The 21,951-nt window shown below is 50.3% G+C and carries 22 protein-coding genes and 1 riboswitch; of the genes, 6 read left to right on the forward strand and 16 right to left on the reverse strand.

All coding sequences use genetic code 11. The annotated features are described in order from the left end of the window. Nucleotides 1–72 precede the first annotated feature (72 nt). From FCL45_RS07290 to FCL45_RS07305, 4 genes are read right to left on the reverse strand one after another with little or no spacing between them, the layout of a single operon-like run. Nucleotides 73–801 (reverse strand): amino acid ABC transporter ATP-binding protein, encoded by a 729-nt coding sequence (locus tag FCL45_RS07290; protein ID WP_136799606.1) that lies wholly within the window; start codon nucleotides 799–801, stop codon nucleotides 73–75. After that, nucleotides 792–1,436 (reverse strand): amino acid ABC transporter permease, encoded by a 645-nt coding sequence (locus FCL45_RS07295; RefSeq protein ID WP_136799619.1) that lies wholly within the window; start codon nucleotides 1,434–1,436, stop codon nucleotides 792–794. Before FCL45_RS07295 ends, FCL45_RS07290 begins: the two co-directional genes overlap by 10 nt. After that, entirely contained in the window at nucleotides 1,436–2,104 is a 669-nt protein-coding gene (locus tag FCL45_RS07300) for an amino acid ABC transporter permease (protein ID WP_136799605.1), read from the reverse strand. The genes FCL45_RS07295 and FCL45_RS07300 overlap by 1 nt, the downstream gene beginning before the upstream one ends. A gap of 58 nt (nucleotides 2,105–2,162) precedes the next feature. Next, nucleotides 2,163–2,963 (reverse strand): transporter substrate-binding domain-containing protein, encoded by an 801-nt coding sequence (locus FCL45_RS07305; protein WP_136799604.1) that lies wholly within the window; start codon nucleotides 2,961–2,963, stop codon nucleotides 2,163–2,165. Between the two features lie 500 nt (nucleotides 2,964–3,463). Between FCL45_RS07305 and FCL45_RS07310 the strand changes: the two genes are divergently transcribed. Continuing rightward, nucleotides 3,464–4,207, forward strand: coding sequence for a FadR/GntR family transcriptional regulator (locus tag FCL45_RS07310; RefSeq protein WP_167495902.1), 744 nt, complete (start codon nucleotides 3,464–3,466; stop codon nucleotides 4,205–4,207). A 164-nt stretch (nucleotides 4,208–4,371) separates the two neighbouring features. Here FCL45_RS07310 and FCL45_RS07315 read toward each other — a convergent pair whose 3' ends face one another. Then, on the reverse strand, nucleotides 4,372–5,733 hold the full coding sequence (locus tag FCL45_RS07315; protein ID WP_136799602.1) for a DNA recombination protein RmuC: 1,362 nt from the start codon (nucleotides 5,731–5,733) through the stop codon (nucleotides 4,372–4,374). A 325-nt stretch (nucleotides 5,734–6,058) separates the two neighbouring features. On the opposite strand from FCL45_RS07315, the gene FCL45_RS07320 reads away from it, so the two are divergent. Together FCL45_RS07320 and FCL45_RS07325 are read left to right on the forward strand one after the other, a co-directional pair. Next, nucleotides 6,059–6,694, forward strand: a complete 636-nt coding sequence (locus FCL45_RS07320; protein ID WP_136799601.1) for an arylesterase — start codon at nucleotides 6,059–6,061, stop codon at nucleotides 6,692–6,694. Between the two features lie 263 nt (nucleotides 6,695–6,957). Further along, a complete protein-coding gene (locus tag FCL45_RS07325) occupies nucleotides 6,958–7,398 on the forward strand; it encodes a hypothetical protein (RefSeq protein WP_136799600.1) in 441 nt (146 codons plus the stop codon). Between the two features lie 343 nt (nucleotides 7,399–7,741). Here the strand turns inward: FCL45_RS07325 and FCL45_RS07330 are convergent, their stop codons facing one another. Together FCL45_RS07330 and FCL45_RS07335 are read right to left on the reverse strand one after the other, a co-directional pair. Then, on the reverse strand, nucleotides 7,742–8,068 hold the full coding sequence (locus FCL45_RS07330; RefSeq protein ID WP_136799599.1) for a hypothetical protein: 327 nt from the start codon (nucleotides 8,066–8,068) through the stop codon (nucleotides 7,742–7,744). Between the two features lie 154 nt (nucleotides 8,069–8,222). Continuing rightward, on the reverse strand, nucleotides 8,223–8,429 hold the full coding sequence (locus FCL45_RS07335) for a hypothetical protein (protein ID WP_136799598.1): 207 nt from the start codon (nucleotides 8,427–8,429) through the stop codon (nucleotides 8,223–8,225). Between the two features lie 392 nt (nucleotides 8,430–8,821). On the opposite strand from FCL45_RS07335, the gene FCL45_RS24810 reads away from it, so the two are divergent. Next, complete coding sequence (locus tag FCL45_RS24810; RefSeq protein WP_267314011.1) at nucleotides 8,822–8,947, forward strand: hypothetical protein; 126 nt, start codon at nucleotides 8,822–8,824, stop codon at nucleotides 8,945–8,947. A 163-nt stretch (nucleotides 8,948–9,110) separates the two neighbouring features. On the opposite strand, the gene FCL45_RS07340 is transcribed toward FCL45_RS24810, so the two are convergent. From FCL45_RS07340 to FCL45_RS07360, 5 genes are all read right to left on the reverse strand, one after another. Then, entirely contained in the window at nucleotides 9,111–9,428 is a 318-nt protein-coding gene (locus FCL45_RS07340; RefSeq protein WP_136799597.1) for a DUF190 domain-containing protein, read from the reverse strand. A gap of 133 nt (nucleotides 9,429–9,561) precedes the next feature. Beyond that, entirely contained in the window at nucleotides 9,562–10,044 is a 483-nt protein-coding gene (locus FCL45_RS07345; RefSeq protein WP_167495901.1) for a MarR family winged helix-turn-helix transcriptional regulator, read from the reverse strand. A 508-nt stretch (nucleotides 10,045–10,552) separates the two neighbouring features. Further along, nucleotides 10,553–11,836, reverse strand: coding sequence for a TRAP transporter large permease (locus FCL45_RS07350; protein WP_136799595.1), 1,284 nt, complete (start codon nucleotides 11,834–11,836; stop codon nucleotides 10,553–10,555). Beyond that, on the reverse strand, nucleotides 11,836–12,309 hold the full coding sequence (locus tag FCL45_RS07355) for a TRAP transporter small permease (protein WP_136799594.1): 474 nt from the start codon (nucleotides 12,307–12,309) through the stop codon (nucleotides 11,836–11,838). The genes FCL45_RS07350 and FCL45_RS07355 overlap by 1 nt, the downstream gene beginning before the upstream one ends. 24 nt (nucleotides 12,310–12,333) lie before the next feature. Continuing rightward, nucleotides 12,334–13,359: a DctP family TRAP transporter solute-binding subunit gene (locus FCL45_RS07360; protein ID WP_136799593.1), complete on the reverse strand. Its 1,026-nt coding sequence runs from the start codon at nucleotides 13,357–13,359 to the stop codon at nucleotides 12,334–12,336. A 290-nt stretch (nucleotides 13,360–13,649) separates the two neighbouring features. After that, a riboswitch (FMN riboswitch) is annotated at nucleotides 13,650–13,796 on the forward strand. Nucleotides 13,797–13,910: 114 nt separating this feature from the next. Between FCL45_RS07360 and ribB the strand changes: the two genes are divergently transcribed. Continuing rightward, entirely contained in the window at nucleotides 13,911–14,561 is a 651-nt protein-coding gene (gene ribB, locus FCL45_RS07365; protein ID WP_167495900.1) for a 3,4-dihydroxy-2-butanone-4-phosphate synthase, read from the forward strand. Between the two features lie 457 nt (nucleotides 14,562–15,018). On the opposite strand, the gene FCL45_RS07370 is transcribed toward ribB, so the two are convergent. From FCL45_RS07370 to clpS, 4 genes are all read right to left on the reverse strand, one after another. Beyond that, nucleotides 15,019–15,363 (reverse strand): histidine triad nucleotide-binding protein, encoded by a 345-nt coding sequence (locus tag FCL45_RS07370; protein ID WP_136799592.1) that lies wholly within the window; start codon nucleotides 15,361–15,363, stop codon nucleotides 15,019–15,021. Next, complete coding sequence (locus FCL45_RS07375) at nucleotides 15,360–17,600, reverse strand: cation:proton antiporter (protein ID WP_136799591.1); 2,241 nt, start codon at nucleotides 17,598–17,600, stop codon at nucleotides 15,360–15,362. The genes FCL45_RS07370 and FCL45_RS07375 overlap by 4 nt, the downstream gene beginning before the upstream one ends. Before the next feature lie 183 nt (nucleotides 17,601–17,783). Next, the gene (gene clpA, locus FCL45_RS07380; protein WP_136799590.1) at nucleotides 17,784–20,045 is read right to left on the reverse strand and encodes an ATP-dependent Clp protease ATP-binding subunit ClpA; all 2,262 of its coding nucleotides are present in this window, start codon (nucleotides 20,043–20,045) and stop codon (nucleotides 17,784–17,786) included. Nucleotides 20,046–20,085: 40 nt separating this feature from the next. Then, nucleotides 20,086–20,400: an ATP-dependent Clp protease adapter ClpS gene (gene clpS / locus FCL45_RS07385; RefSeq protein ID WP_136799589.1), complete on the reverse strand. Its 315-nt coding sequence runs from the start codon at nucleotides 20,398–20,400 to the stop codon at nucleotides 20,086–20,088. Nucleotides 20,401–20,918: 518 nt separating this feature from the next. On the opposite strand from clpS, the gene FCL45_RS07390 reads away from it, so the two are divergent. Then, the gene (locus FCL45_RS07390; RefSeq protein ID WP_136799588.1) at nucleotides 20,919–21,803 is read left to right on the forward strand and encodes a DUF2971 domain-containing protein; all 885 of its coding nucleotides are present in this window, start codon (nucleotides 20,919–20,921) and stop codon (nucleotides 21,801–21,803) included. Nucleotides 21,804–21,951: the final 148 nt, after the last annotated feature.

The following is a 21,951-nucleotide window of genomic DNA, read 5'->3' on the forward strand; positions in this document are numbered from 1 at the left end:
TTTCGTCTGGTTAATTTTTGAGGGGTTTGAAAATTGTTACGGTGAGTCGGCGTGTATAAAATCCGCCGCCGCTCAGCTCACGGCACCGATAAAGGCGGCCAGCTCAGGGGTGGCCGGGCTGTTGAACAGTTCCTTGGGCGGACCGGCCTCGTGGACCCGTCCTTCATGCATGAAGATGAGCTTGTCGCCAACTTCGCGGGCAAAACGCATTTCATGGGTAACCATGATCAGTGTCATGCCGTCGCTGGCAAGTTTTCGTACGACCTCAAGCACTTCGCCGACCAGTTCCGGGTCGAGTGCTGAAGTGATTTCGTCGCAGAGCAGGACTTTGGGCTGCATGGCCAGCGATCTGGCTATCGCCACGCGCTGCTGCTGACCGCCTGAGAGTTGATCAGGGTAGGAATGGAATTTCTCAGCAAGACCAACCCGGTCCAGCATCTCTTCAGCTAGCGTTACTGCCTGCCTTGGATCAATTTTTTTTACCTGTACCGGTGAGAGCATGATGTTTTCTCCCACGGTGAGGTGGGGGAAGAGGTTGAATTGCTGAAAAACCATGCCCACCTTGAGGCGCAACGGCCGCAGGTCTTTTTCCAGGCCTGTGATGAGTTGGCCATCAACAAAGAGAGCCCCGCCATCGAGTTCTTCAAGGCCGTTCAAAATACGGAGGAAGGTGCTTTTTCCCGACCCGCTTCTACCGATAATAGCGACGACCTCGCCTTCGTTGACAGTAAGATCAACACCTTTGAGTACTTCCAGGTCGCCAAAATTTTTATGTATATCTTTGCTGATGATTAACGACATCCGATGCTCCTTTCGATATGTCTGGAATACACGGAAAGTGGAAAACAGAGCATGAAATAGCCCACGGCCACCAGTGAATAGACCAGTAGGGGCTGGAAGGTGGCGTTGGCGATCATGGAACCTGTTTTGGTGATTTCCATAAAGCCGATGATTGAAGTGACAGCGGTTCCTTTAACCACCTGCACGGAAAAACCGACAGTGGGCGGAATGGAAATGCGTAAGGCCTGGGGCAGAATGACAAACCGCATCTGCTGGTATCTCGACATGGCCAGGCTGTCGGCTGCTTCCCATTGCCCTGTTGTGATTGATTCAACAGAGCCTCTCCATATTTCGGCAAGATAGGCACTGGTAAAAAGGGTCAGCCCGATGGTTGCCGCCAGCAGGGGGGAGATGTCTGAGCCGAGCAGGCCAATACCGAAAAAGATGAGAAAGAGCTGCATGAGCAGCGGTGTTCCCTGGAAAAACTCAATATAGGCCTTGGACAAAATGCGAAGAAATTTGTTGTCTGAGATCCGTGCAAGCAGGGTGAGGAGCCCGACTATTCCACCAAGAACAAAGGCGATGAGAGAGAGCCCTGCCGTCCAGCCGAGACCGAGTAGCAGATGTTTGACAATGAGTGTTATTGGGAAATCAATCACGCTGGCCTCCGGTCAATGAAGGTGTTACCTATGAAATGTAAGAATTTTCGGATCAATATGGCCAGAATCAGGTACATGATGGTGCTGCAGAGGTAAATCTCAAAGGCCCGGAAGGTCATGGACTGAAGGAGGTTGGCGGAATAGGTGAGTTCCATTGCAGCAACCTGCGAACAGACCGATGAACCAAGCATGACGATGATGATCTGACTGCACAGTGCCGGCCAGACCGTTTTGAGCGCCGGTTTGAGCACGATAAAGCGAAAGGTCTGGTATTTACTGAGGGCAAGCGCTTTGGCGGCCTCTATCTGGCCGCTTGGGATAGCAAGGATTCCGGAACGTATGATTTCTGTTGAGTAGGCTCCGAGGTTAAGAGCCATGGCTATAAATGACGCTTCCCAGCCGCTGAGTTTAATGCCGAGTGCTGGCAGTCCGAAAAAGATGAAGTAGAGCTGAACGAGAAACGGGGTGTTACGGATGGATTCTACATAGATGGAGAAAATATGCTGAAGCAGGGGGAGTTTCCAGCCCCTTGAAACTGCCCCGAGAATACCGGTAGCCACGCCGACCAGTGATCCGAGAAAAGTGAGCAGCAAGGTCATTCCGGCTCCCTGGAGCAGCGGAAGCCAATTGGTGAAAACGGGCTCGAATGAAAATTGATAGGTCATGGTCGTCGTCCTGAATGGGGGGAGAGACCGGCCGGGCTACAGCCGGTCTCAATTCGTTTTACAGATCCGTAGGGAGTTCGTTATGGAGCCATTTCTCGGAGATAACATTCAGGGAACCGTCAGTTTTGGCAGCAGCAATGATGCCGTTAACTGCGGCCATGAGGCTTGGCTGCTCTTTGCCAATGCCCACATAGCACGGAGAATTTTTCATGACGAATTTGGTTACCAGCATTTTGGCAGGGTTCTTCTCGTTAAGAGAAGCGGCGACGACATTGCCGGTAGCTGTCAGATCTACCTGACCCATCTTGTAAGCGGCAATGGTAGAGGCATTGTCTTCAAAGCGTTTTATCTCAAGTGAAGCTGGTGCGACTTTGGTCAGTTCGAGATCTTCGATGGACCCGCGGGTTACAGCGATTACTTTTCCGGCTAAGTCCTCAGGGCCGCTGACATCCAGAGATTTGAGACCGAACACACCGTTAAAAAATGGAGCGTAAGCGTCTGAGAAATCGATAACCTTCGCACGATCCGGATTTTTGCCAAGAGAAGAGATAATTATGTCGACCTTGCCGGTTGTGAGATATGGGATGCGGTTGGTGCTGGTTACCGGTACGAGTTTAATATCTACACCAAGTTTTTCGGCGATGAGTCTGGCGGTGTCGATATCATAGCCCGCCGGTTTCATGTCTGAACCAACCGAACCAAATGGTGGAAAATCCTGTGGTACTGCTACTTTAAGTACTCCGGCAGCCTTGATCGCAGTGAGTTTGTCGTCGCTTGCCAGGGCAGGGCTGGTGATGAGAACGGCTGTGATAAATAGGGTGAGCAGGGTGAGAACGCCAGGCTTAATGCAGGTTTTCATGGAAGACTCCGATTGTGTGAGGTTTTGTGGTTGATGGCTGTGTTTTGTGTGGTGTGAATCTGGTCGGTCCGGACTGGTAGGGCCGGTTGGTCTGTTATGCACAAAATGGTGTAAAAAAAAGAAACTGTCAAGGAGATAATTTCCAATTATGTTGTAAAAATATATTGTTACAAAAACGTAAGCATATGAGCTTGTGCGTTAAGTGGCTGATTATGTGGGGCTCGAGGTGTGTGGAGAGGAGAGCGCTTGAGTAAGGCCAGAAAATACTATTACAAAAATGGAAAAAATAAAAGTGGACAGGATGTTGTGACTGTGTTTTTATGGGTCAATGTGGTCAGACCGGTTTGTGTTTTGTGTGTATTTTTGTTAGATATATTTCTTGAGTTGTGGTGAATGGTTTTTGTGAGTTGGTCGGGATACGTTGTCTGGGTGTTGGGTCTGTTGATCGGTCTGTGCTAGTGGGTCTGTGTGGTGAGATGCAGTGGGTGAAAGGAAGCACAATGAAGAGAAATACCAATCAGCGTGATGAAATGCAAAAATCAAAAAGCCATAAAGCAGTTGAAGCAATCCGTGAAATGATAGCCAGCCATGGTTGGTCGGAGGGGACAAAATTGCCGTCCCAGCGCGATCTTTCATTGGCGTTGGGATTCAGTCGTTCGACGATCCGTGAAGCGATAGCCACCATGGAGGCTGGCGGGCAACTGATTATAGAGCCGTCCAGAGGGGTGTTTCTGAGCAGGCGTGATCAGATAAAAATGGTTCAATCTCCTAAAGCGGAGTCGCTGCCGAAAGCGCAGTGGCTCGGGTTGGCAGGTCGGGAAACGCAGATGTACCAGTTCCGGCTCATGGTGGAACCTTCAGTGGCAGGATTGGTAGCGCAAAATGCCACCGATGTACAGTTGCGTGATTTACAGATCATGGTTGAGTCGATGGCCAAGGCTATGCAAGAGGGAAAGCTGGAGCAGTTCTCAGGGCTGGACTTCAATTTCCACGGGCAGATGCTCGAGGCCGCAAATAACTGTTTTTTTAATCTTTCGATCTCGCCGTTTCTCGATCTTTTCCATGAAAGCCAGAAGCTTCCTTTTCGTGCCAGTGAAGATCTTGGCGAAACCCTTGTGGAGCATGAGCGGATCATGGATGCGCTCTGGCGGCGGAGCCCGGAGGATGCATCTATCGCTATGCGGCAGCACGTAGAAGGGGTTGCGGCCAGAGCTGGTGTTGTGATACCGGGTAATAGTCGTTAAACGGTAGGATTCAGCTTAAGGTTTATGAGGGGTTGAGGAGAAAGGAGGGAGGGGCGAAACTACATCATGGCCGGTTTTCCCATTGCAGATTGATCTCAATGCTTATCCGTACAGCCCTGGTTTCCGCAAGGAGCGGCGGCAGTCACAAGTGGTGCTGGCTTTTCCTAATTTTTAACGGTTTCCTCCATTGCTGAAGCTGACAGTTCTGTTATAGAACGGGGCAATTCCTTTTTGACCTTCACACCCATTTCGGTCAGTTGCTGTGCCTGACTGACCAGGTTGCCGCGGCCCTGACAGAGCTTGTTCATGGCGCTGTCATGGGTATGGCGGCAGCTGTCCAGTTGTTTGCCGATTTTTTCCATATCTTCCACAAAGCCACGGAACTTATCGTAGAGGCTGCCGGCTTTTCTGGCGATCTCCTGTGAATTTCGGTTCTGGTGTTCATAGCGCCAGATGTTTTCTATGGTACGCAAAGTGGCCAGGAGAGTAGTGGGAGTGACAATGATGATCTTCTGCTTAAACGCCTCGGTGTAGAGGTTGTCATCGTGCTGGAAGGCGGCCACATAGGCGGCCTCCACCGGCATGAACATCAGTACGAAATCGAGAGAGCGCACTCCTTTAAGCTCTTCATACTTTTTACTGCCAAGCGTCTGGATATGGTTGCGAATGGCAACCGCCAGCTCTGCCATGGCGGTGGTCTGCTCGCTGCTGTCTTCCGAGGCGCAGTAGCGCTCCCAGGCCGAGAGGGAAACCTTGGAGTCGACGATGATATCCTTCTCATCCGGCAGATGGATGATCACATCCGGCTTGAACAGTTTGTTGCCCTCGTCCCGATAGCCGCGCTGAGTCTCGTACTCCACACCACGCCTGAGGCCGGACTGTTCCAGCACCCGCTCCAGAATCAGCTCTCCCCAGTTGCCCTGCAGCTTTTTATCACCTTTCAGGGCGCGGGTGAGATTGGTGGTCTCCTCGCTCATCTGTCTGTTCAGCTCCTGCAGTTGCTGCAGTTCTGTTTTAAGCGTGGCCCGCTCACGGGTATCGTTTAAATAGGTCTTCTGAATTTCACTTTTGAGTGAATCGAGCTGCAGATGGAAGGGCTTGAGCATCGACTCCAGCCGCTCTTTCGACTGGCTGGTAAAGGTGGAGTTTTTCTCTTCGAAAATCTCCTGGGCCAGCGAGGCAAACTGCAGCCGTAACTCTTTGCGGGCATCTTCGAGCAATGTCAGTTTTTCTGAAGAATTTCTTCGTTCGTTCCGAATGAGCGCGATCATCCGCGCTTCACGGATTTTTTGTCTGGTGGTGAGCTTTTCTAATTCCTCAACATGGGTGTTTGTTTCGTGGAGTTTTTTCTGGGTGCTGAAATATTTATCACGCAGATACCTGGCATTGTTTCGTGAGAGGATAAGCACCACCAAAAGTACCAGGGCCGGAATGAGAATAAGCAGAATCAGGATGAGAACCAACAGCGGAGCACTGGCAAGTAGCTGAGAAAGTTCTTGAAGTTGGGACGAAAGGGATTGAGTCATTGAGCTTGTGAGTATGGTTGGTTAATGCGAGTCGACAGGAGAAGGTATACAATTACCGGAAAACGAATGGAGATGTAACCTGTCATTTTTGATAAGCTTTTGCATAACAGGAACATAAAGGTTCAGGTATGGCAAGCAGGAAGTGGTTGCAGAAACGTGTTCTAATGAAGAAACGCATGGGACGGGCAAGAGAGCGGATAGATGCTTGATTATTTGAAATAACAACTGTTTTTCGTTATATCTCTATGCTCTTTCTGAATATATCAGCGCTCTATTCAGCATAGGCGCAAGCGGCGAAATCCAATGAAAGGTTCAGGGAATTTCCATGAAGAAAGGCATACTGGCAATCGTTCTGGTAATGGCCGGTTGGCTCGGCTACATCTTTATCGGCGGAGATGATGACTATAAAATTGTAAATATACCCGTTTCCGTATCCCGCATTGTCTGCTTTGGCGATAGTTTGACCGCCGGAGTCGGTGCTTCAAAAGGTCGTGATTATCCTGCCCGCCTGGCAGAGATGACCGGGATTGAAGTGATTAATTCCGGAGTGCCGGGGGATACAACGGCGGATGGTCTTGCTCGCCTGCAGCACGATGTGCTGGATTTAGAACCCAGTGTGGTGCTGATCACCCTGGGTGGCAATGATCTGAGAAAGCGGGTCGATATCGTCACAGTTGAAGCACATCTGACCTCTATTGTTGAGGAGATTCAAGGCACTGGGGCAATGGTGGTTCTTGGTGGGTTGCAGATACCACTCTACGGCAGAGAGTTTTCGACGATGTACGAATCCGTCGCCAGAAAGACCGGCGCGGTGCTCATCCCCAATATCTTCAAAGGAATTTTCAGTGATAGAAATCTGATGAGCGACTCGATTCATCCTAATGATGGCGGTTACGAGATTATGACCGGCTATTTTTATGAGGCGTTGCAGCCGTATCTTGACTTCGGCGGGGAATTTTGAATTGCCATGAATTGAGACAGGGGAGGGGGGGCGTACCTGATTTGAGGCTTCGGAAATAGAGCATGCCTGACGATAGCTCTACCGCATGAAATGCTGATGAGGATGAAAGCGATGGAGATGCTTGATGCCATTATTGGGTCGATCGGCAAAGGCTAACTGGTATGCAGAAAGAAGCAAGCTGACCGTAAACCGCGTTGGAAAGCGTACAGCAAAGGTCTTGAAAGACAGGTTGAAATACAACAAAACAGATGAGTTATTCCGTGATGAAGAAAATTATATTTTTCGTCTTACTGGCGGTTTCTCCGGTATATGCCGACGGATATGAGGTGCTACCGGAATCTGAGGCACACATAATACTCAATCAATGCTCCAGGGAAGTGCCGGTGATTGAAGGAACCTGGATGCCGCCATTGTCGGTAATAGAGGAGCTTGAGGCAAACCTCTACAAACTACAGGAATTGGAAGCTGTTGCTTGTTGCGGATATGGCAGGCTGGAGAAAAATCTGAACGAGTATTTTCGTCAATATACGGGAATAATCACGGGCGGTGAACGGTTGGTCTATATAAATGGCATGCCGGCCGACAGACAAAAGTCAAAACCGGTTACCGTAACAGTCTGTGACGGCGGGAAAAATTATTGGGGCGCGGTGTATGACCCGAAGATGAAAGAGTTTGACAAGCTTGCCTTCAATGGAGAAATCTAAGATTTTGTTGGAGCAGTGCATTTTTTGTCACAAAATAAGGTATTGAGAGAAAATTAAGCGGAGCCATATGGTTACTATCGAAGTCTCACAAGGTTCGCTTATCTGCATGCATTAATTTTCTTATGAGCGTCGAGCTTGGGGAAAAAGGCATAGTCCAGCCAGAACAGCCTCTGCAGATGCAATGCCTTCATAGTCATGGCGTGTTGAATCGACTGTATAGATTGCCTATGTGACACGGTATGAATGGTGATAATGCGAGGGATTATTTTTCCGGGTTGTTGCTGCCGTACTTTGGTTCAACTGGGGGATGTTGAGGTGGCTCTCTTGCCAATAGTTTCCGGTGCTAAAGGGATTGAAACGGCATCAGCCGCATCAGGCCGGCGAAAATGAACAGGGCTGAGGCGAGAACGAGTATTATACCGGCCAGGCATGGTCGTCGTTTGCGTACAAGGGTATTATCGGTTTCAAGAGTTGCAGCATGATTTTCCTGCTGAACCAAAGGGTGGTTGATGTATTCACCGAAGCCGTATGAAAAGATACCGGTGGCGATAAGGAGTGCGGCGCTGCGTATCTCTGCTGTCAACACCAGAACGAATGACTCAATGACGATCATAATGGCGATGGTCATTGCCACGACGGCAAGGTAGTAAAGTGGTGGATTCCGTTTCATGTTGTCCCCCAGCTTTTGTTGGCTTTCCTTAACAGGAACAAAAAGTACGGGTTATGGCAAGCAGTAAGTTATTCGTATAGCAGAATGAAATAGAGGTGCTGAGCGCTTTTGTTTGGAGGCATTCTTTGTTGTCCGACCTCGTTCAGACGGCATGTCACCAGGCCGATCCGGTTGATTCATCAAGTTTTGCAATAATTACTGTCATATCATCGATGAAGCTCATTGTGTTTGTGAAGTGTGAGTGGGGTTCAAAAACAGCATTCAGGATTCCCTGGAAGAGCAGGCTGCTTTTCACGAATAAGGGTTTTGACGCGACTGTTCCGGAACAATTCTCCTTCAATACTATGTCGGCAAATTCCATTGCCCGACCTCTCAATTCGTAGATATCGAAACCAAATTGCTCGATTCCTGATGATACAGAGTCAATGCTGATTTTTGCCGAGCTGTTATATCAAGAGCAAGGAAAACCAGCCTATTACTGTTTGCTGCTTTAGAACTTTCAATGTTGTCGATCACACCTTCAGCCAGATGTAAAACTGCGATTACTGCAAGAAGAGTACTGTGCGTCGTGGGAGAGAAGCATCTTGTGCGTATCCAGAGATGATTTCCCCATACCTGTGGCTTATAAAAAAAGGCGATTATAAAACGTGACTTTCCAGCAGGGGTAGAGTCGTTACCTGAGCCAATCCAGCTTGGCTTCCCGGTAGCGACAATGTTTTTCCGATTGGAATGAAGAACCACTGGGGCGAGCAATTGGACTTTTACGATCATGGCAACACCAAGCCCAAGGGCGGCGCAGCCGAAGGTCATTGGCATGTGGGCTTTGAAATTGTGACTGAGCCTGGGGCCGAGAATCGCGCCTATGACACTTCATGTTAATAATGCTACACCGTTGATATAAGGACCTATCATTACTTTTCCTAAAGTGAGACCATGCGTGCACTGACACACGGAGAAGAGAATGTGTCATGACTGACCGGAGCAGACCATGACAGCTTGAGCAATTAAGAGGAACAGTAATGTGGGAACAACCTGTGATGAATCAGATATCTAAGGTGTTGCCAAACTCTGCAGGGGTTTTTCGATAAAAAATGGAGAGCTGTTTTTTTCTTATAGCTGTGAACAGAAGTTCGCTTTCTTCGGGTGTGAGCACCAGATCGACCTGTATGGGGCGATCCTCCAGATCGAAAAAATTTTCGGAGTGATAGCGGCCATCACGTCCGAAACCTTCATGTCCGGATGAGAGGGTGGCACCGCGGATGCCGAGCTCTTTAGCTTTATCGATAATCCAGTGAGCCACCGATACCCCATCAAGCCCGCGACTCTGTTGGGTAAAAAATGTAACTATATATCCTTCCATAAAAACCATCCTGTGTGTGTAGAAGTGAATGAGATGTTGAGAAAACAACACGATTGCCTCAGAGCTAAAATCATTTCCCAGAGGTGACGGCTGTTCATTAACCTGACCCGGTATCGTCAGAACTCTGCAAGGATCAGGTGTGAGGGGAACGTATTTTTTGCAGGATGACGGTGTTGAGCTGCTGCATGACTGAGTACCATTGCTCGAAGGTTTCTTCGCCCAGGTCTTCGATCAAAGATGCAAACCAGTTGGCCAGTTCCGCACGTACGAAAACAACGTGTTCTTCGAAGTCAGGGCTGACCGACAGGAGGATTTCCCGCCGATTGTGGGGGTTGGGCTGGCGCACCACCAGGCTGTTTTCAACCATTCGCTCCACCAGCGCTGAGGCTGCGGACTTCGACAGGCGCATGAGTGCGGCAAAATCCTTCAATGCACAGGGGGCTATTGCCTTGAGCAACAGTGCAGCATGGATATGATTGCTATTGAGACTGGTAAATCTGTTGTCGCTGATGCGGGACTTGATGTCTTTGATAACCACCGAGGTGATGTAATGTCTCAGTAAACCGTCTGTTTCAACAATAACGGACACTTTGTCCATGAATTCTTCATTATGCATTTGTGCTGTCCTGATTGTTATCACCTTGAATGAAAACAGTTGCACCCATAATAAAGTTCTATTCATGGATAGTCAAACATTAAAACAGTCAAACATGTTAACTTTGTGTGGTGGCTATGCCGGTGGACATGTTGAGACGCCACAGGTTCACTCCGCCGTTAATACCAACCACGAGTTTTGGATTCGTCGCGAAGATGGAACTTAGAAGAGTATCCAGCTTTCCAGGCTGCGATATTCCTTCGCGTGCGGGGCATAAGATAACTGTGGTGTCGGCAGGAATCGTTGTGAAAAATGTTGGGTATTGAACACAAAGCATCAATCACGATGCCGGGGAGTATCGATTTCATCGAAAAAGCAGATTCTTTGAACCGGGTTCTAAAGGTAGACCAGTTCACCGGCAAATCAATGTGATTGGCAAGTCGTTTTTGAGGTAACTCTTGAGGTAACTACTGGAAAGATAGCAGCAGGTGGTGCAGCATCAAAAAAATGTGCTGACCACCTGTGTATTTTAGATTAATCCCAAAATTGTGGGAATAAACAGCGACAGCTGTGGGAACATAATAACCACCACCAGTGCGATGAGCATGGCAACAACCATCGGCCATACCGCCTTAAATGTCTCCTCAAGCCGGATATTGGCAAGTTGGGTGGTGACATACAGGTTTACGGCAACCGGTGGAGTGAACTGGCCGATAGCAAGGTTTAAGGTCATCACTACGCCGAACCAGACCGGGTCCCAGCCGAAGTGGGACATGATCGGCAGGAAGATCGGCATGAAGATATAGAAGATCGAGATCGCATCGATCAGCATACCACCGATGAAGATCAGCAATTGAATTGCGATCAACACCACCCACTCATTGTCGCTGACACCCATCAGCATGTTGGCCAAGCTATCGAGAATACCGATGGTGGAACCGGCCCAGGAGAAGAGTCCGGCAAAGGCGACGATCAGCATGACGATGGCGGAAGCCTGGCTGGCATCCACCAGAATCTGGTAGGCCGACTTTAAACTCAGGCTGCGATAGATGACAAAACCGAGCAGCAGACTATAAAACACCGCCACAACTGCAGCCTCGGTGGGGGTGAAGATACCGCCGTAGAGTCCGCCCAGAATAATCACCGGGGCGAGCAGACCCCAGAATGATTCCTTGAATGCCTGCCAGATTGATTCGTCCGTATCATCTCCCTCCTGTTCAGAGCCATACCCTTTTTTCCTGGCTATCCAGATGGCGGGGATCAGGAGAGATAGACCTGCGATGAATCCGGGAATCGCCCCGGCTGCAAAGAGAGCAGGTACTGAGGTGTTGGTGATGGCACCATAGATAATGAGCGCGATACTCGGTGGTACGATGATAGCTGTCGAGCCAGCCGAGGCAATGAGGGCCGCGCTGTAGCCTTTACTATATCCTTGCGCGTACATTGCCGGAATAAGGATGGCACCGATTGCTGCGGCATCGGCCGGGCCGGAGCCTGAAACACCGCCGAAGAAGACGCAGACACCGATCGCAACTATTGCCAGTCCACCTCTGCGCCTGCCGACCAGCAGATTGGCAAAGCGGATGATGCGCAGGGAGATGCCGCAACGTTCTAATATGAAACCTGCGAGGATAAAGAGCGGAATTGCCAGGAGCGGAAATTTGGCGATACCGGCAAAGAAGTTGGGAGCAATGACCGGGGTGCCCAGTTCTGCGGCCCAGATCACCAGAAAGGTCGGTACACCAATGGCAATTGCGATTGGTGCACCGAGCAGCAATAAGGCGAAAAAGCCTAGGAAAAGTAGTACGCCCATTACGCTGCCCTCCCACCTGTTTTGATTGTGGCCTCAATGATTCGCACCACGATCAGCACGCAACCTATCGGAATGCAGACAGTGTACATCCACTGGGGCAGACCGAGGGATTCCGAGGTGATCTCCAGCAGCCTCTCATCCAGCAGCTGCATATAGCCGAGATAGCCAAGGCTGGTGAATAACCCGATACCCAATGCAGCCATGAGCAGGTTGAGCGCTTTCTGCACAATCGGCGGAAATTTATCGAGGAAAAAGAGCATCCGCAGATGACTGCCTCGCCTGAACGCGGCGGAAGTGCCGAACAGGGTAAGCCACACCAGTGCGTTTACCTCAATCTCTTCGGTGAAAGCAAGGGGATAGTGGAAGACATAGCGGGTGACCACATTGGCGAAGGCCAGGCAGGCCATACAACAGAGAAGGGATGCGCCGAGCACCTCCTCGAGGTGCGCGGCGATCCAGCGAAACTTCAGCACAGCAAATTCTCCTTAATGGGTTGTCTATTCTGCAGCTTTGATAGCAGCTTCAGCTTTGACAACGAGATCTTCACCGATAACTTCGGTCCACTTCTCGTAGACTGCTGCTGTTTTGGCTCTGAACTGGTTGCGGGTGGCCGCGTCAAGCTCGGTGACTTCCATGCCGTTGGAACGAAGAGTCTCGAGTGCGCTCAGGTCCGGTGCGATTAGTCCTTTACGTACAATTCCACGCTGCTTCTCAGCCGCCTCGATTGCTGCCTGGCGGATGGTCTCCTGATCTTCCGGGGTAAAGCTGGCCATAACCTTGTTGTTCACGGTCAGCATGAGAGGGTCGATAACATAGCGCCAGATAGTGGCATACTGGTGAAACTGCCAGATTTTCACAGGGATTTCGATTGCTACAACCGGGTTTTCCTGACCATCGACCACGCCCTGCTGAAAAGCGACCTGGGCATCACCCCAGTTCATGTTGACCGGGTTTGCGCCCAACGCTTTCATGGTATCGATGAAGATGGGGGTGCCCACCACGCGGATTTTCATGCCTTCCATATCTTCCGGCTTGGTGATGGCATGCTTGGAGTTGGTGATTTCCCTGAAGCCGTTTTCACCCCAGGCCAATACACTAACACCTTTTTTGTGCAGCATCCCCTCAAGCTCGGCACCGACTTCACCCTGGGTGATAGCGTCGAGTGCGGCATAGTCAGGGAAAAAGAATGGCAGGTTAAAGAGGTTGAGCGGCTTAATGGTGGTGGACCAGTTGATGGTTGATGCGAAGCAGAAATCGGCCACACCCTGGCGGTGGAGCAGGAACTCGTTGGTCTGCTTGCCCGCCATCAGTGAAGATGAGGTATAGACCTTGATATTGATACGGCCATCGGTACGCTCACGGACGAGGTCGGCAAAGTGTGTGGCGCCCTCACCCCATGGCAGTTTGGGGCCCACGACCACGCTCATCTTGTACTCTTTTTTGTAAGAATCAGTGAACCCGAGAGTGGGCAGCAGCAGAGCAAGAATGGCAACGGTCAGAATGACAGGAATGCGCTTAAGCATGTTACCTCCGGTAATTTGTTAAGTATTAATAATCAAATAGTGAACAAAATATGGTAAAAACGATGACAGATCATCATAGATTAAAACTTGATTATGGTCAATATTTAGAGTGATTACAGCTAATGGTGCCACGCTGTGGCGCCTGGAGGCTTTGAATGTACTCTGTTGCTTGACTTTTTTTCCAAGTTGGGACAGTATGTGCTGGCCTGTTTTGAGTCGATGTTTAAGTAATTTCTTGATTACAGGTGGAAAATGGCGTGCATTGCATATGGTAAAAAAGGCAATGCGCAATCTATTCTCAGGGCGGGGTGAAATTCCCCACCGGCGGTAATTCCAGTCAGGAAGAGCCCGCGAGCGCCTGTGCTTCATTCACAGGGTCAGCAGATCTGGTGAGAATCCAGAGCCGACGGTTACAGTCCGGATGGGAGAGGATAGTGCAACAGTAAGTCCCGTGGCCTGGTAAGCAGGGGAGGTGCTGTTGTTTCGGTTATGTGTCCATGTAACCGCTCTGTACTCTTGTGTGCCCAGTTATTGGAAAAAGGAGAGTTATAATGAGTGATTCTTTGTTATCACAGTTCGGAAATTCGCATGAGCGGGTCGAGAAAGCGCTTGCAGCTTTACAGGCAGGTGAGGGTGTTCTGGTTGTCGACGATGAGGATCGGGAAAACGAGGGCGATCTGATCTATTCTGTAGAGAATCTGACCAACGAGCAGATGGCACTGATGATCCGTGAGTGCAGTGGTATTGTCTGTCTTTGTCTAACAGATGAAAAGATTCAGTCCCTGAATTTGTCGCCCATGGTTGTTTCTAACACCAGCGCAAATCAGACAGCGTTTACCGTTTCAATTGAGGCTAAAGAAGGTGTGACCACCGGTGTGTCCGCCGCTGACCGTGTGACCACCATCAAGACCGCCGCCGCAGTCGATGCCAAGCCGGAGGATCTCTGTCATCCCGGTCATGTCTTTCCGCTCAGGGCCCAGCCGGATGGTGTTCTGGCCCGCCGCGGCCATACCGAGGGAACCGTCGATCTGATGAAACTGGCGGGTCTGCAGCCAGCTGGCATTCTTTGCGAAGTGACCAATGTGGACGGCACCATGGCGCGACTACCGGAGATTGTAGAGTTTGGCAAGAAGCAGGATATGGTGGTGTTGACCATTGAAGATATAGTGGCGTTTAGGCAGCAACTGGCAAAAGCAGCCTAGTTCATCAGGTCATACGGCGCCATCTTCTTCAGTATTTTGGTATTGCGCATGGAAAAGCTATCGGAGTCTTCGCTTACCTGCGCAATACCAGAAACTTCGAATATGACGACGTTTGACCAGATGTCGAATCGTTTACTAGGGTTTTCTTTAGACTCAGTTTTAGAGCATGAGATAATCTACCGAAAGTCGTGAGCCAGAAAAATTAGCCGCCTTGGCCTGCTCCTGTGGAGCTGGTTTAGGCGGCTCTTTTAATTTTGAGGGTAGTGAATCGATAAAGCGAAATTGATGCCTATCGATTCAAATCTAAATAATTCGTCCAGGATCGGGACGTGGCAAAATTAGAGAATTCATTCAAGGTCGAGGCGCGTAAATAATTTTACCGGAGGCATACGTATTTGTATGTCGAGGATAAAATTAGTTACGCAACGCTGAGATTGAATGAATTATCAATTTTTGCTTATTTGGAGACTAGTGGACCTAACGGGGCACCGCCAAGAATATGCATATGCAGGTGGAAAACTTCCTGACCTGCAGGGGCGCCGTTGTTGATAATGGTGCGGTAACCGTCACCGATGCTTTCATCGGCGGCGATCTTCGCTGCAGTCCGCATCATCTTGCCAATCAGCGCATCCTCGGTCTCGCTCAGATCCGAGAGATTGATGATATGTTTCCTGGGCACGATCAGGATGTGTTGCGGAGCTTGAGGGGCGATATCCCGGAAGGCGACCATGTCATCATCTTCATAGATCTTATCTGCGGGAATATCTCCGGCGATAATTTTGCAAAACAGGCAGTCACTCATTTCTGGTCCTCCTGAGTGGATTGGGTTAGCGGGTTTCTGTTCACGTTAGTTGTACCCCCATTGTGCACCACGATCAAGGTCTTCTGTACCCGCGCAGCGACAGAATCCACCAATGATCCGAGAAACATACGCCGAAGCCCACTCCGTTCTTTGGCACTCATTACTACCAGGTCCGCATCTTCAGCGGCTTTGGCGATGACTTCGATTCGTGAATCGGTGGGAACTGCCTGAACCATGGCATTGATGGGTGGACTCTGCTCATTGAGCCAGCTCAATATACATTCCTCCATTGTCAGAATCTCTTTATCCTCTACGTCGGGAGGGAGCATGTACAACAGGTGCAGCCGGTTCGCTTCAGGCCATCGCTTTTTACCGGTTCCGGCCAGAGATTTAATAAAATGGTGGAGCAAGTCAAGCTCATCGAGGTCAGCCAGGGGGATGAGGGTCCTGGTCACTTTCAGCTCGCCGTAAAAGCGGACTACAGCCAGGGGGCAATCGACCTTTGGCACAATGAAGTCGAGCAGTTCGTGGAACTCATCCTGCATTGGCTGTGGAGTGGTGTCGAGAGGGTAGGCGAGCAGCAACGAGTGGGTAGGGTTGTATTGAACTCCGGCAATGATGCCTGCCGCCCGATCGGGACTGGGAACCAACTCAGAGGTTAACGGGTACCCCATGCTTTCCACCTCTTTTTCTTCTGTAATCAGCAACTCGTCATGAATCGGTTCATCTTCCGGGCTGACCCGTATCGACATGGGGAGTGCGTCGTGCTGATGGGCAAAAAGGGTGGCAATTCTTGCGAGGGCTCTACCTGTTGCCTGCTCTGTACTGTGAAAGAGTATGAAGCCTTTATGTTTTTCAGGGGGAATCAACTTGAATTCCCCCTGAATTCCCCAGATTGGAATACGTATTGTTTGTCCGAGGGCGCAGATTTTGCCATCTACTTCGCCAATAGCAGCCTTTTCGTGTGCTCTTGGAGAGACCCTGTCGATTCTGGCTTCCCCGGCCCTGGTCAGGGCAAAGCGTGAAGTTACCGGGCCTATCATCTCTGAGATGAATACACCGGTAAGAACTATCGGCGTGATTATTGCTGAATACGGCAGGAGGAGTTGATCGGAACTTAGCAGAAAGATCAGGCCGATCGCGACTCCGGCCTGGGGAAACATGGTAAGACCGAGATAACGGCGAACCGTTTCGGGGGCGTCAGAGATTACACCGCCGATATAGACGCCTGTGATCTTGCCGGTGACTGTGGCGAGAAAGTAGGTGATGCCCAGAATGCCAGCGGTTCGCAGTGAGTCAAAGTCAAGGTGAGTACCTGCCAGGGTGAAAAAGATTACGTATATCGGCGGTTCAAAGCGGTTGAGGGCACGGAAAACGCGGACATCGCGCTCGGCTTTATTGACCAGCAGGCAACCCGCCGACATACCGGCAAGCAGTGGTGAGAGGTGGAGCATCAGCGCGATCTCACCGCAGAGCAGGAGCACTGCAAGGCCGGCTGTAACCAGTTCACCGCCATCACGCATACGGTTCAGTATCAGCAGCAGCACAGTGCCGGAGAGGATGCCGAGTACCATGGAACCCAGGATCTCAACCAGGCTGGCAATAAATGAGGCCAGGATGGTTGTGTCAGCCTGACCAAGTACCTGATGGGCGATGGAAACCACCAACCCGAAAATAATAATGGCCAGTCCGTCATCGATGGCGACGATGGCCATAAGTGTCGAAGTGACCGGCCCCCGTGCCTTGATTTCCCGGATAACCATCAGGGTCGCGGCGGGTGCCGTGGCAACACCGATGGAGCCGAGCAGCAATGAAAGAATTATATAGTCGCGGGGAACCCAGCCTGCGATGGTGAAGCCGGTTAGTTGGATAGCTGAGTAGATAAACAGGCTCACCACGGTGAATGCAGCCAATGCTTCACAGATGCTGATCCACTTCAGGGAGCGGGTGAATTGCCTGATCGTTCTGAATTCAATATGCTCGCCGATACCGAAGGCGATCAGCATCAGGGCTATCTGGGTAAAATGCGAGAGGTCGTCACCTGTGGTGTCACTGGTGACCAGGTTGAAACCGGTGGGACCGAGTATGAGTCCGGCAATGATATAGCCGGTTACTGATGGCAGATGAAATCGCTGACACACCTTGCTGGCAGCCAAGCCCGAGGCAAGTAGGACCGCGAAGCAGAAGGTGACGGTGATCATAGGCAATATGCCCTGGCTGATATCCTTTTTCTTCACTCACTTTTAAAGTGGAGAATAGGGATGATTATTTCAGGAGTAGTATCAGTATGGGGAGGATAAGCCATACTGTCAACAGGTCGGTTACAACCGGAAGCTTAAAAAAGAAAACCCGTCGAATTCTGGGAAAAATGGAAGTCGACGGGTTTAAGAGAACATCACGCGGCATTTACTGCGGATGGTTTATTTTGTGTAGTGAAAAGTGAGTTTTTCATCTTTTAAATCGACGCTGGCCTCACCACCTCTGGAGAGCTGACCAAAGAGAATTTCCTCGGTGAGGACATCACCGATCTCTTTCATGATCAGGCGGCGCAACGGTCTGGCACCGAAGTTGGGGTCATATCCCTTCTTGGCCAGCCAGGTGCGGGCGCTGTCGCTTAAACGGATGCTCACTTTCTTTTCAGCAAGCTGCTCGCTGAGTTCTGCCATCAGTTTGTCGACAACCTTCTCGACCACTTCGTCGCCAAGCTTGGAGAAGCTGACGATGGAATCAAGCCTGTTTCGGAACTCCGGTGCGAAGAGGCGGTTTATTACTGTCGTGTCTTTGCCTCCTTCGCTGGTGACGAAACCGATGGACTTGGTTGCCATTTCACGGGCACCCGCATTGGTGGTCATAATGATTATCACATTCCTGAAATCCGCCTTTCTGCCGGAGTTGTCGGTGAGTGTGGAGTGATCCATCACCTGTAGCAGAATGGAGTAGATATCGGGGTGGGCTTTTTCGATCTCATCAAGCAGCAGCACCGAGTAGGGGTGCTTGCGAATGGCCTCGGTGAGCAGGCCGCCCTGGTCGAATCCGACATAGCCCGGAGGCGAGCCGATCAATCGTGCTACGGCATGCTTTTCCATGTACTCACTCATGTCGAAGCGCTCGAAATGTACGTTCAGCACCTGGGCGAGTTGTCTGGCCACCTCGGTCTTACCAACACCCGTGGGGCCGGCAAAGAGGAAGCTGCCGGTGGGTGAGTCCGGGTTGCCGAGACCGGCCCGGGAGCGTTTCACCGCTGCAACCACAGCCTCGATGGCTTCGTCCTGGCCGAAGATAACCTGACGAAGCTGTGGGGCGAGCTCTTTCAGGGAGCTGTAGTCGGAACTGGAGCCGCTCTTGGCCGGGATTCTGGCGATACGCGAGACTACCTTCTCGACATCGCCAACCTTGACCATGGAGTTCAGGCGGCCCTCAAGGCGGAACAGGGAGCCAACCTCATCCATGACGTCAATGGCCTTGTCCGGCAGGAAGCGCTCGTTGATGTAACGTTTGCTCAGCTCGGCCATGGACTTGATGGAGTTCTTCGAATACCTGATCTGGTGGTGCTTCTCATACTTACTCTGCAGACCGCGCAGAATAAGGATGGTGTCTTCAACAGATGGTTCCTCGATATCTATTTTCTGGAAGCGTCTGGAGAGAGCACGATCTTTTTCGATCTGATTCTTGTACTCCTCGTAGGTGGTGGAACCTATGCAACGCAGAATTCCAGCCTGCAGTGCAGGTTTCAGCAGGTTGGAGGCATCCATGGAGCCGCCGGAGGTGGCTCCGGCACCGACGATGGTGTGCATCTCATCGATAAAGAGAATGGCGTTTTGCTTATTCTCAATGGCAGAGACCACGCTTTTCAACCGTTTCTCGAAGTCACCACGATACTTGGTGCCGGCCACCAGGGTACCCATATCGAGCAGGTGAATCTCAACATCCTGCAGCAGGTCGGGAACCGCACCTTCTTTGCCTTCCTGCCTGGCAACCTTATCCTCATAGATGCGCAGTGCCAACCCCTCAGCCATGGCGGTTTTACCAACACCGGGTTCACCGACCAGGAGAGGGTTGTTCTTTTTGCGGCGGCAGAGCACCTGCATGATACGGCTGACCTCCATGTCGCGGCCGATCAGAGGATCAAGACGCCCCTCTTCTGCATAGCGGGCGAGATTGATGGTATATTCCTTGAGCGCTTTGTCTTCCTTGACGGCTTCCTTGGGCTCGTTACCCTCGGGGACGTGGGGGAGCGGCTCCTGCTGCAGACCGTCCGGAATTTCGTGGGAGATGAAGTTCACTACGGCCATGCGACCGACTCCCACTGAACTCAGGAAGAACACCGCGTGGGATTCTGCTTCAGAGAAGATGGAGACCAGCACATCGCCACTGTCCACCTCTTTTTTGCCGCAACTCTGTACATGAGCCACAGCCCTTTGCAGCACGCGGTTGAAAGCAAGAGTCTGGGTGGGCTCCTGCTGGCTTGACTGGGAAAGCGTTGGCACATCTCCCTGAAAGAATTTCTCAAGTCGTTCTTTCAGGGTGTCGATGGAACCACCGCATTCGTTGATTATATAACTAGCCAAATCATCATAAAGCAGACCGTAGAGCAGATGCTCCACAGTGACATATTCATGATGATGATTCTTTGCTTCACGTATGGAGCGAATCAATGATTTTTCTAATGTCTTACTCAGCATATCGTTCTTCTCTGTCCTGGGGGTTGGAACCCCTTATCCGTTACGCCTTTTCCATGGAGCAACGTAAGGGGAACTCGTTTTTTCGAGCCAGTTCATGGACGATGGCTATCTTGGTTTCACAGATTTCTCGGGTATAGATTCCTGCTATTCCGATGCCTTTCTCATGCACATTCAACATAATACGAGTGGCTTCTTCCTGGGACTTGTGAAAAATATTCTCCAAGATGGAAATCACAAACTCCATGGAGGTATAATCATCATTATGCAGTAATGCTTTGTAGAGTGGTGGCTCCGTTATTTCGATTCTGTCCTTGGTAACCACAGAACTCTGGCGGTCGTCGTTTCTTTCAGGCATGATTGCGGTTGGTGTTATGTTAGATATTTTATATTGTTACTAGGTAGCTCGTCCCTTCTTCACAATTACAGTAATTCATAACCGGACATTTTCAATGTACAGAGCAGCTGGTTTGTTTCAACCTCTGCCCCGGTAGAGAAATCCTTGTTTCGAGAACATTTTTGTCATGTTTCGCATTGCAAACTAGGCAGCTTGTGCAAAGAAAATCGGCATTTTCCTAATAGGTGATGATGAACATTTTGCTGGTGTTGACCAATTGGATCGATACTTCTTAATTTTACGTCATTTTTCTAAATGATTACAGTAAAATTAGCTGCCTGTGAAGAGTTCTGTCTGGTTTATTTTGCATCCCTTCGTCAAGGAGAACTAAAATGAACATAATATTGGTACAGTATTTGGCTGGTTGATACTGCTTAACCGTTTTGTATCAATATGTTGGAAGATGTGTCTGATGGCGGCTTCTTAAACGCCCAAAGGCCGGGAGAAATGTGTAATCAGTAAAGACGAGTGAAATTGATATGATACATAATATAACTTCCAAGTTGTATGCCGACGTACCTCAGGAAAGGCTTTACCATTATACCAGTTTCAGCGGATTACTGGGGATTGTCAAAAGCAGGTCACTTTGGACCAGTGATATCAGGTATATGAATGACTCTGCCGAGCTGAAGCACACGGCGGATCTGCTCAAGACCGAGGTTTCTCGTAGAATCACAGCCGGTCACGCTATGCCTGACCTGTTGAATCAGTTTCTCGACTGGGTCACCCACCGGATAACCAACGGCCATATGCTCTTTGCCGCTTCTTTTCGTTCCAACGGTAATCTTCTCAGCCAGTGGCGAGGATACAGCAGGCACGGCAAAGGGGTGAGTCTGGGTTTTAATCCGGAATACATTATGCGGTGTGCAGACCAGCAGGCGTTTCAGATCGGCAAGTGCATTTACAGTTGCGAGCAGCAGGAACTGTTGATCTGCCAGGTTGTTGATGCGGTGGAAGAACTGGCCGAAGAGCATGATGGCCGGTTGACCGAGCGGGATAGTGGAGGTAACCGCGTCTACAATCAAATTTTTGAGATGATCGAAAGTGACTTGTTACGGATTGCGGCAATTCTCAAGCATCCTTCATTTCGTGAAGAGGAAGAGTGGCGGATCGTGTCACCGGTGATAACCAATTATCACCAGGCGGCGGTCCAGTTTCGGGAAGGGGTCTCCATGCTGGTGCCCTACATCGAGTTCAGGCTGAGTTCAATGGGTAATGGTCCCATTGACCTGGAGCATCTCTTTCTCGGGCCAACCCCGAATATCGGCATCTCCATGAACTCCCTCACCATGTTTCTCTCCCAGAACGGTATTCAGCCGCAAAAGGGAATCTCATATTGCCAGATCCCTTTCAGGGGGAAGTAGTCTCAGCGGGGGCGCAATTCAATACCACCCACCTTATCCGGCACCGGTATTCTGGATATCAAGGTAGCGGTAGCAGTACTCTATGCGGGTGGAATACTCGGTGACTTGGCAGTTATATGCAGGGCAGGCGTTATCGACCCGGCAGGTC

The sequence above is a fragment of the Desulfosediminicola ganghwensis genome, from assembly GCF_005116675.2.
Lineage (GTDB): Bacteria > Desulfobacterota > Desulfobulbia > Desulfobulbales > Desulfocapsaceae > Desulfopila > Desulfopila ganghwensis.

Coding starts and splice junctions, on each gene's coding strand:
- FCL45_RS07340 (WP_136799597.1), bottom strand. CDS start 9,428: ATGGAAGGATATATAGTTACATTTTTTACCCAACAGAGTCGCGGGCTT.
- FCL45_RS07390 (WP_136799588.1), top strand. CDS start 20,919: ATGATACATAATATAACTTCCAAGTTGTATGCCGACGTACCTCAGGAA.
- FCL45_RS07310 (WP_167495902.1), top strand. CDS start 3,464: ATGAAGAGAAATACCAATCAGCGTGATGAAATGCAAAAATCAAAAAGC.
- FCL45_RS07350 (WP_136799595.1), bottom strand. CDS start 11,836: ATGGGCGTACTACTTTTCCTAGGCTTTTTCGCCTTATTGCTGCTCGGT.
- FCL45_RS07345 (WP_167495901.1), bottom strand. CDS start 10,044: ATGCATAATGAAGAATTCATGGACAAAGTGTCCGTTATTGTTGAAACA.
- clpA (WP_136799590.1), bottom strand. CDS start 20,045: ATGCTGAGTAAGACATTAGAAAAATCATTGATTCGCTCCATACGTGAA.
- FCL45_RS07320 (WP_136799601.1), top strand. CDS start 6,059: ATGAAGAAAGGCATACTGGCAATCGTTCTGGTAATGGCCGGTTGGCTC.
- FCL45_RS07360 (WP_136799593.1), bottom strand. CDS start 13,359: ATGCTTAAGCGCATTCCTGTCATTCTGACCGTTGCCATTCTTGCTCTG.
- FCL45_RS07290 (WP_136799606.1), bottom strand. CDS start 801: ATGTCGTTAATCATCAGCAAAGATATACATAAAAATTTTGGCGACCTG.
- FCL45_RS07330 (WP_136799599.1), bottom strand. CDS start 8,068: ATGAAACGGAATCCACCACTTTACTACCTTGCCGTCGTGGCAATGACC.
- FCL45_RS07325 (WP_136799600.1), top strand. CDS start 6,958: ATGAAGAAAATTATATTTTTCGTCTTACTGGCGGTTTCTCCGGTATAT.
- FCL45_RS07370 (WP_136799592.1), bottom strand. CDS start 15,363: ATGAGTGACTGCCTGTTTTGCAAAATTATCGCCGGAGATATTCCCGCA.
- clpS (WP_136799589.1), bottom strand. CDS start 20,400: ATGCCTGAAAGAAACGACGACCGCCAGAGTTCTGTGGTTACCAAGGAC.
- FCL45_RS07315 (WP_136799602.1), bottom strand. CDS start 5,733: ATGACTCAATCCCTTTCGTCCCAACTTCAAGAACTTTCTCAGCTACTT.
- ribB (WP_167495900.1), top strand. CDS start 13,911: ATGAGTGATTCTTTGTTATCACAGTTCGGAAATTCGCATGAGCGGGTC.
- FCL45_RS07305 (WP_136799604.1), bottom strand. CDS start 2,963: ATGAAAACCTGCATTAAGCCTGGCGTTCTCACCCTGCTCACCCTATTT.
- FCL45_RS07335 (WP_136799598.1), bottom strand. CDS start 8,429: ATGGAATTTGCCGACATAGTATTGAAGGAGAATTGTTCCGGAACAGTC.
- FCL45_RS07300 (WP_136799605.1), bottom strand. CDS start 2,104: ATGACCTATCAATTTTCATTCGAGCCCGTTTTCACCAATTGGCTTCCG.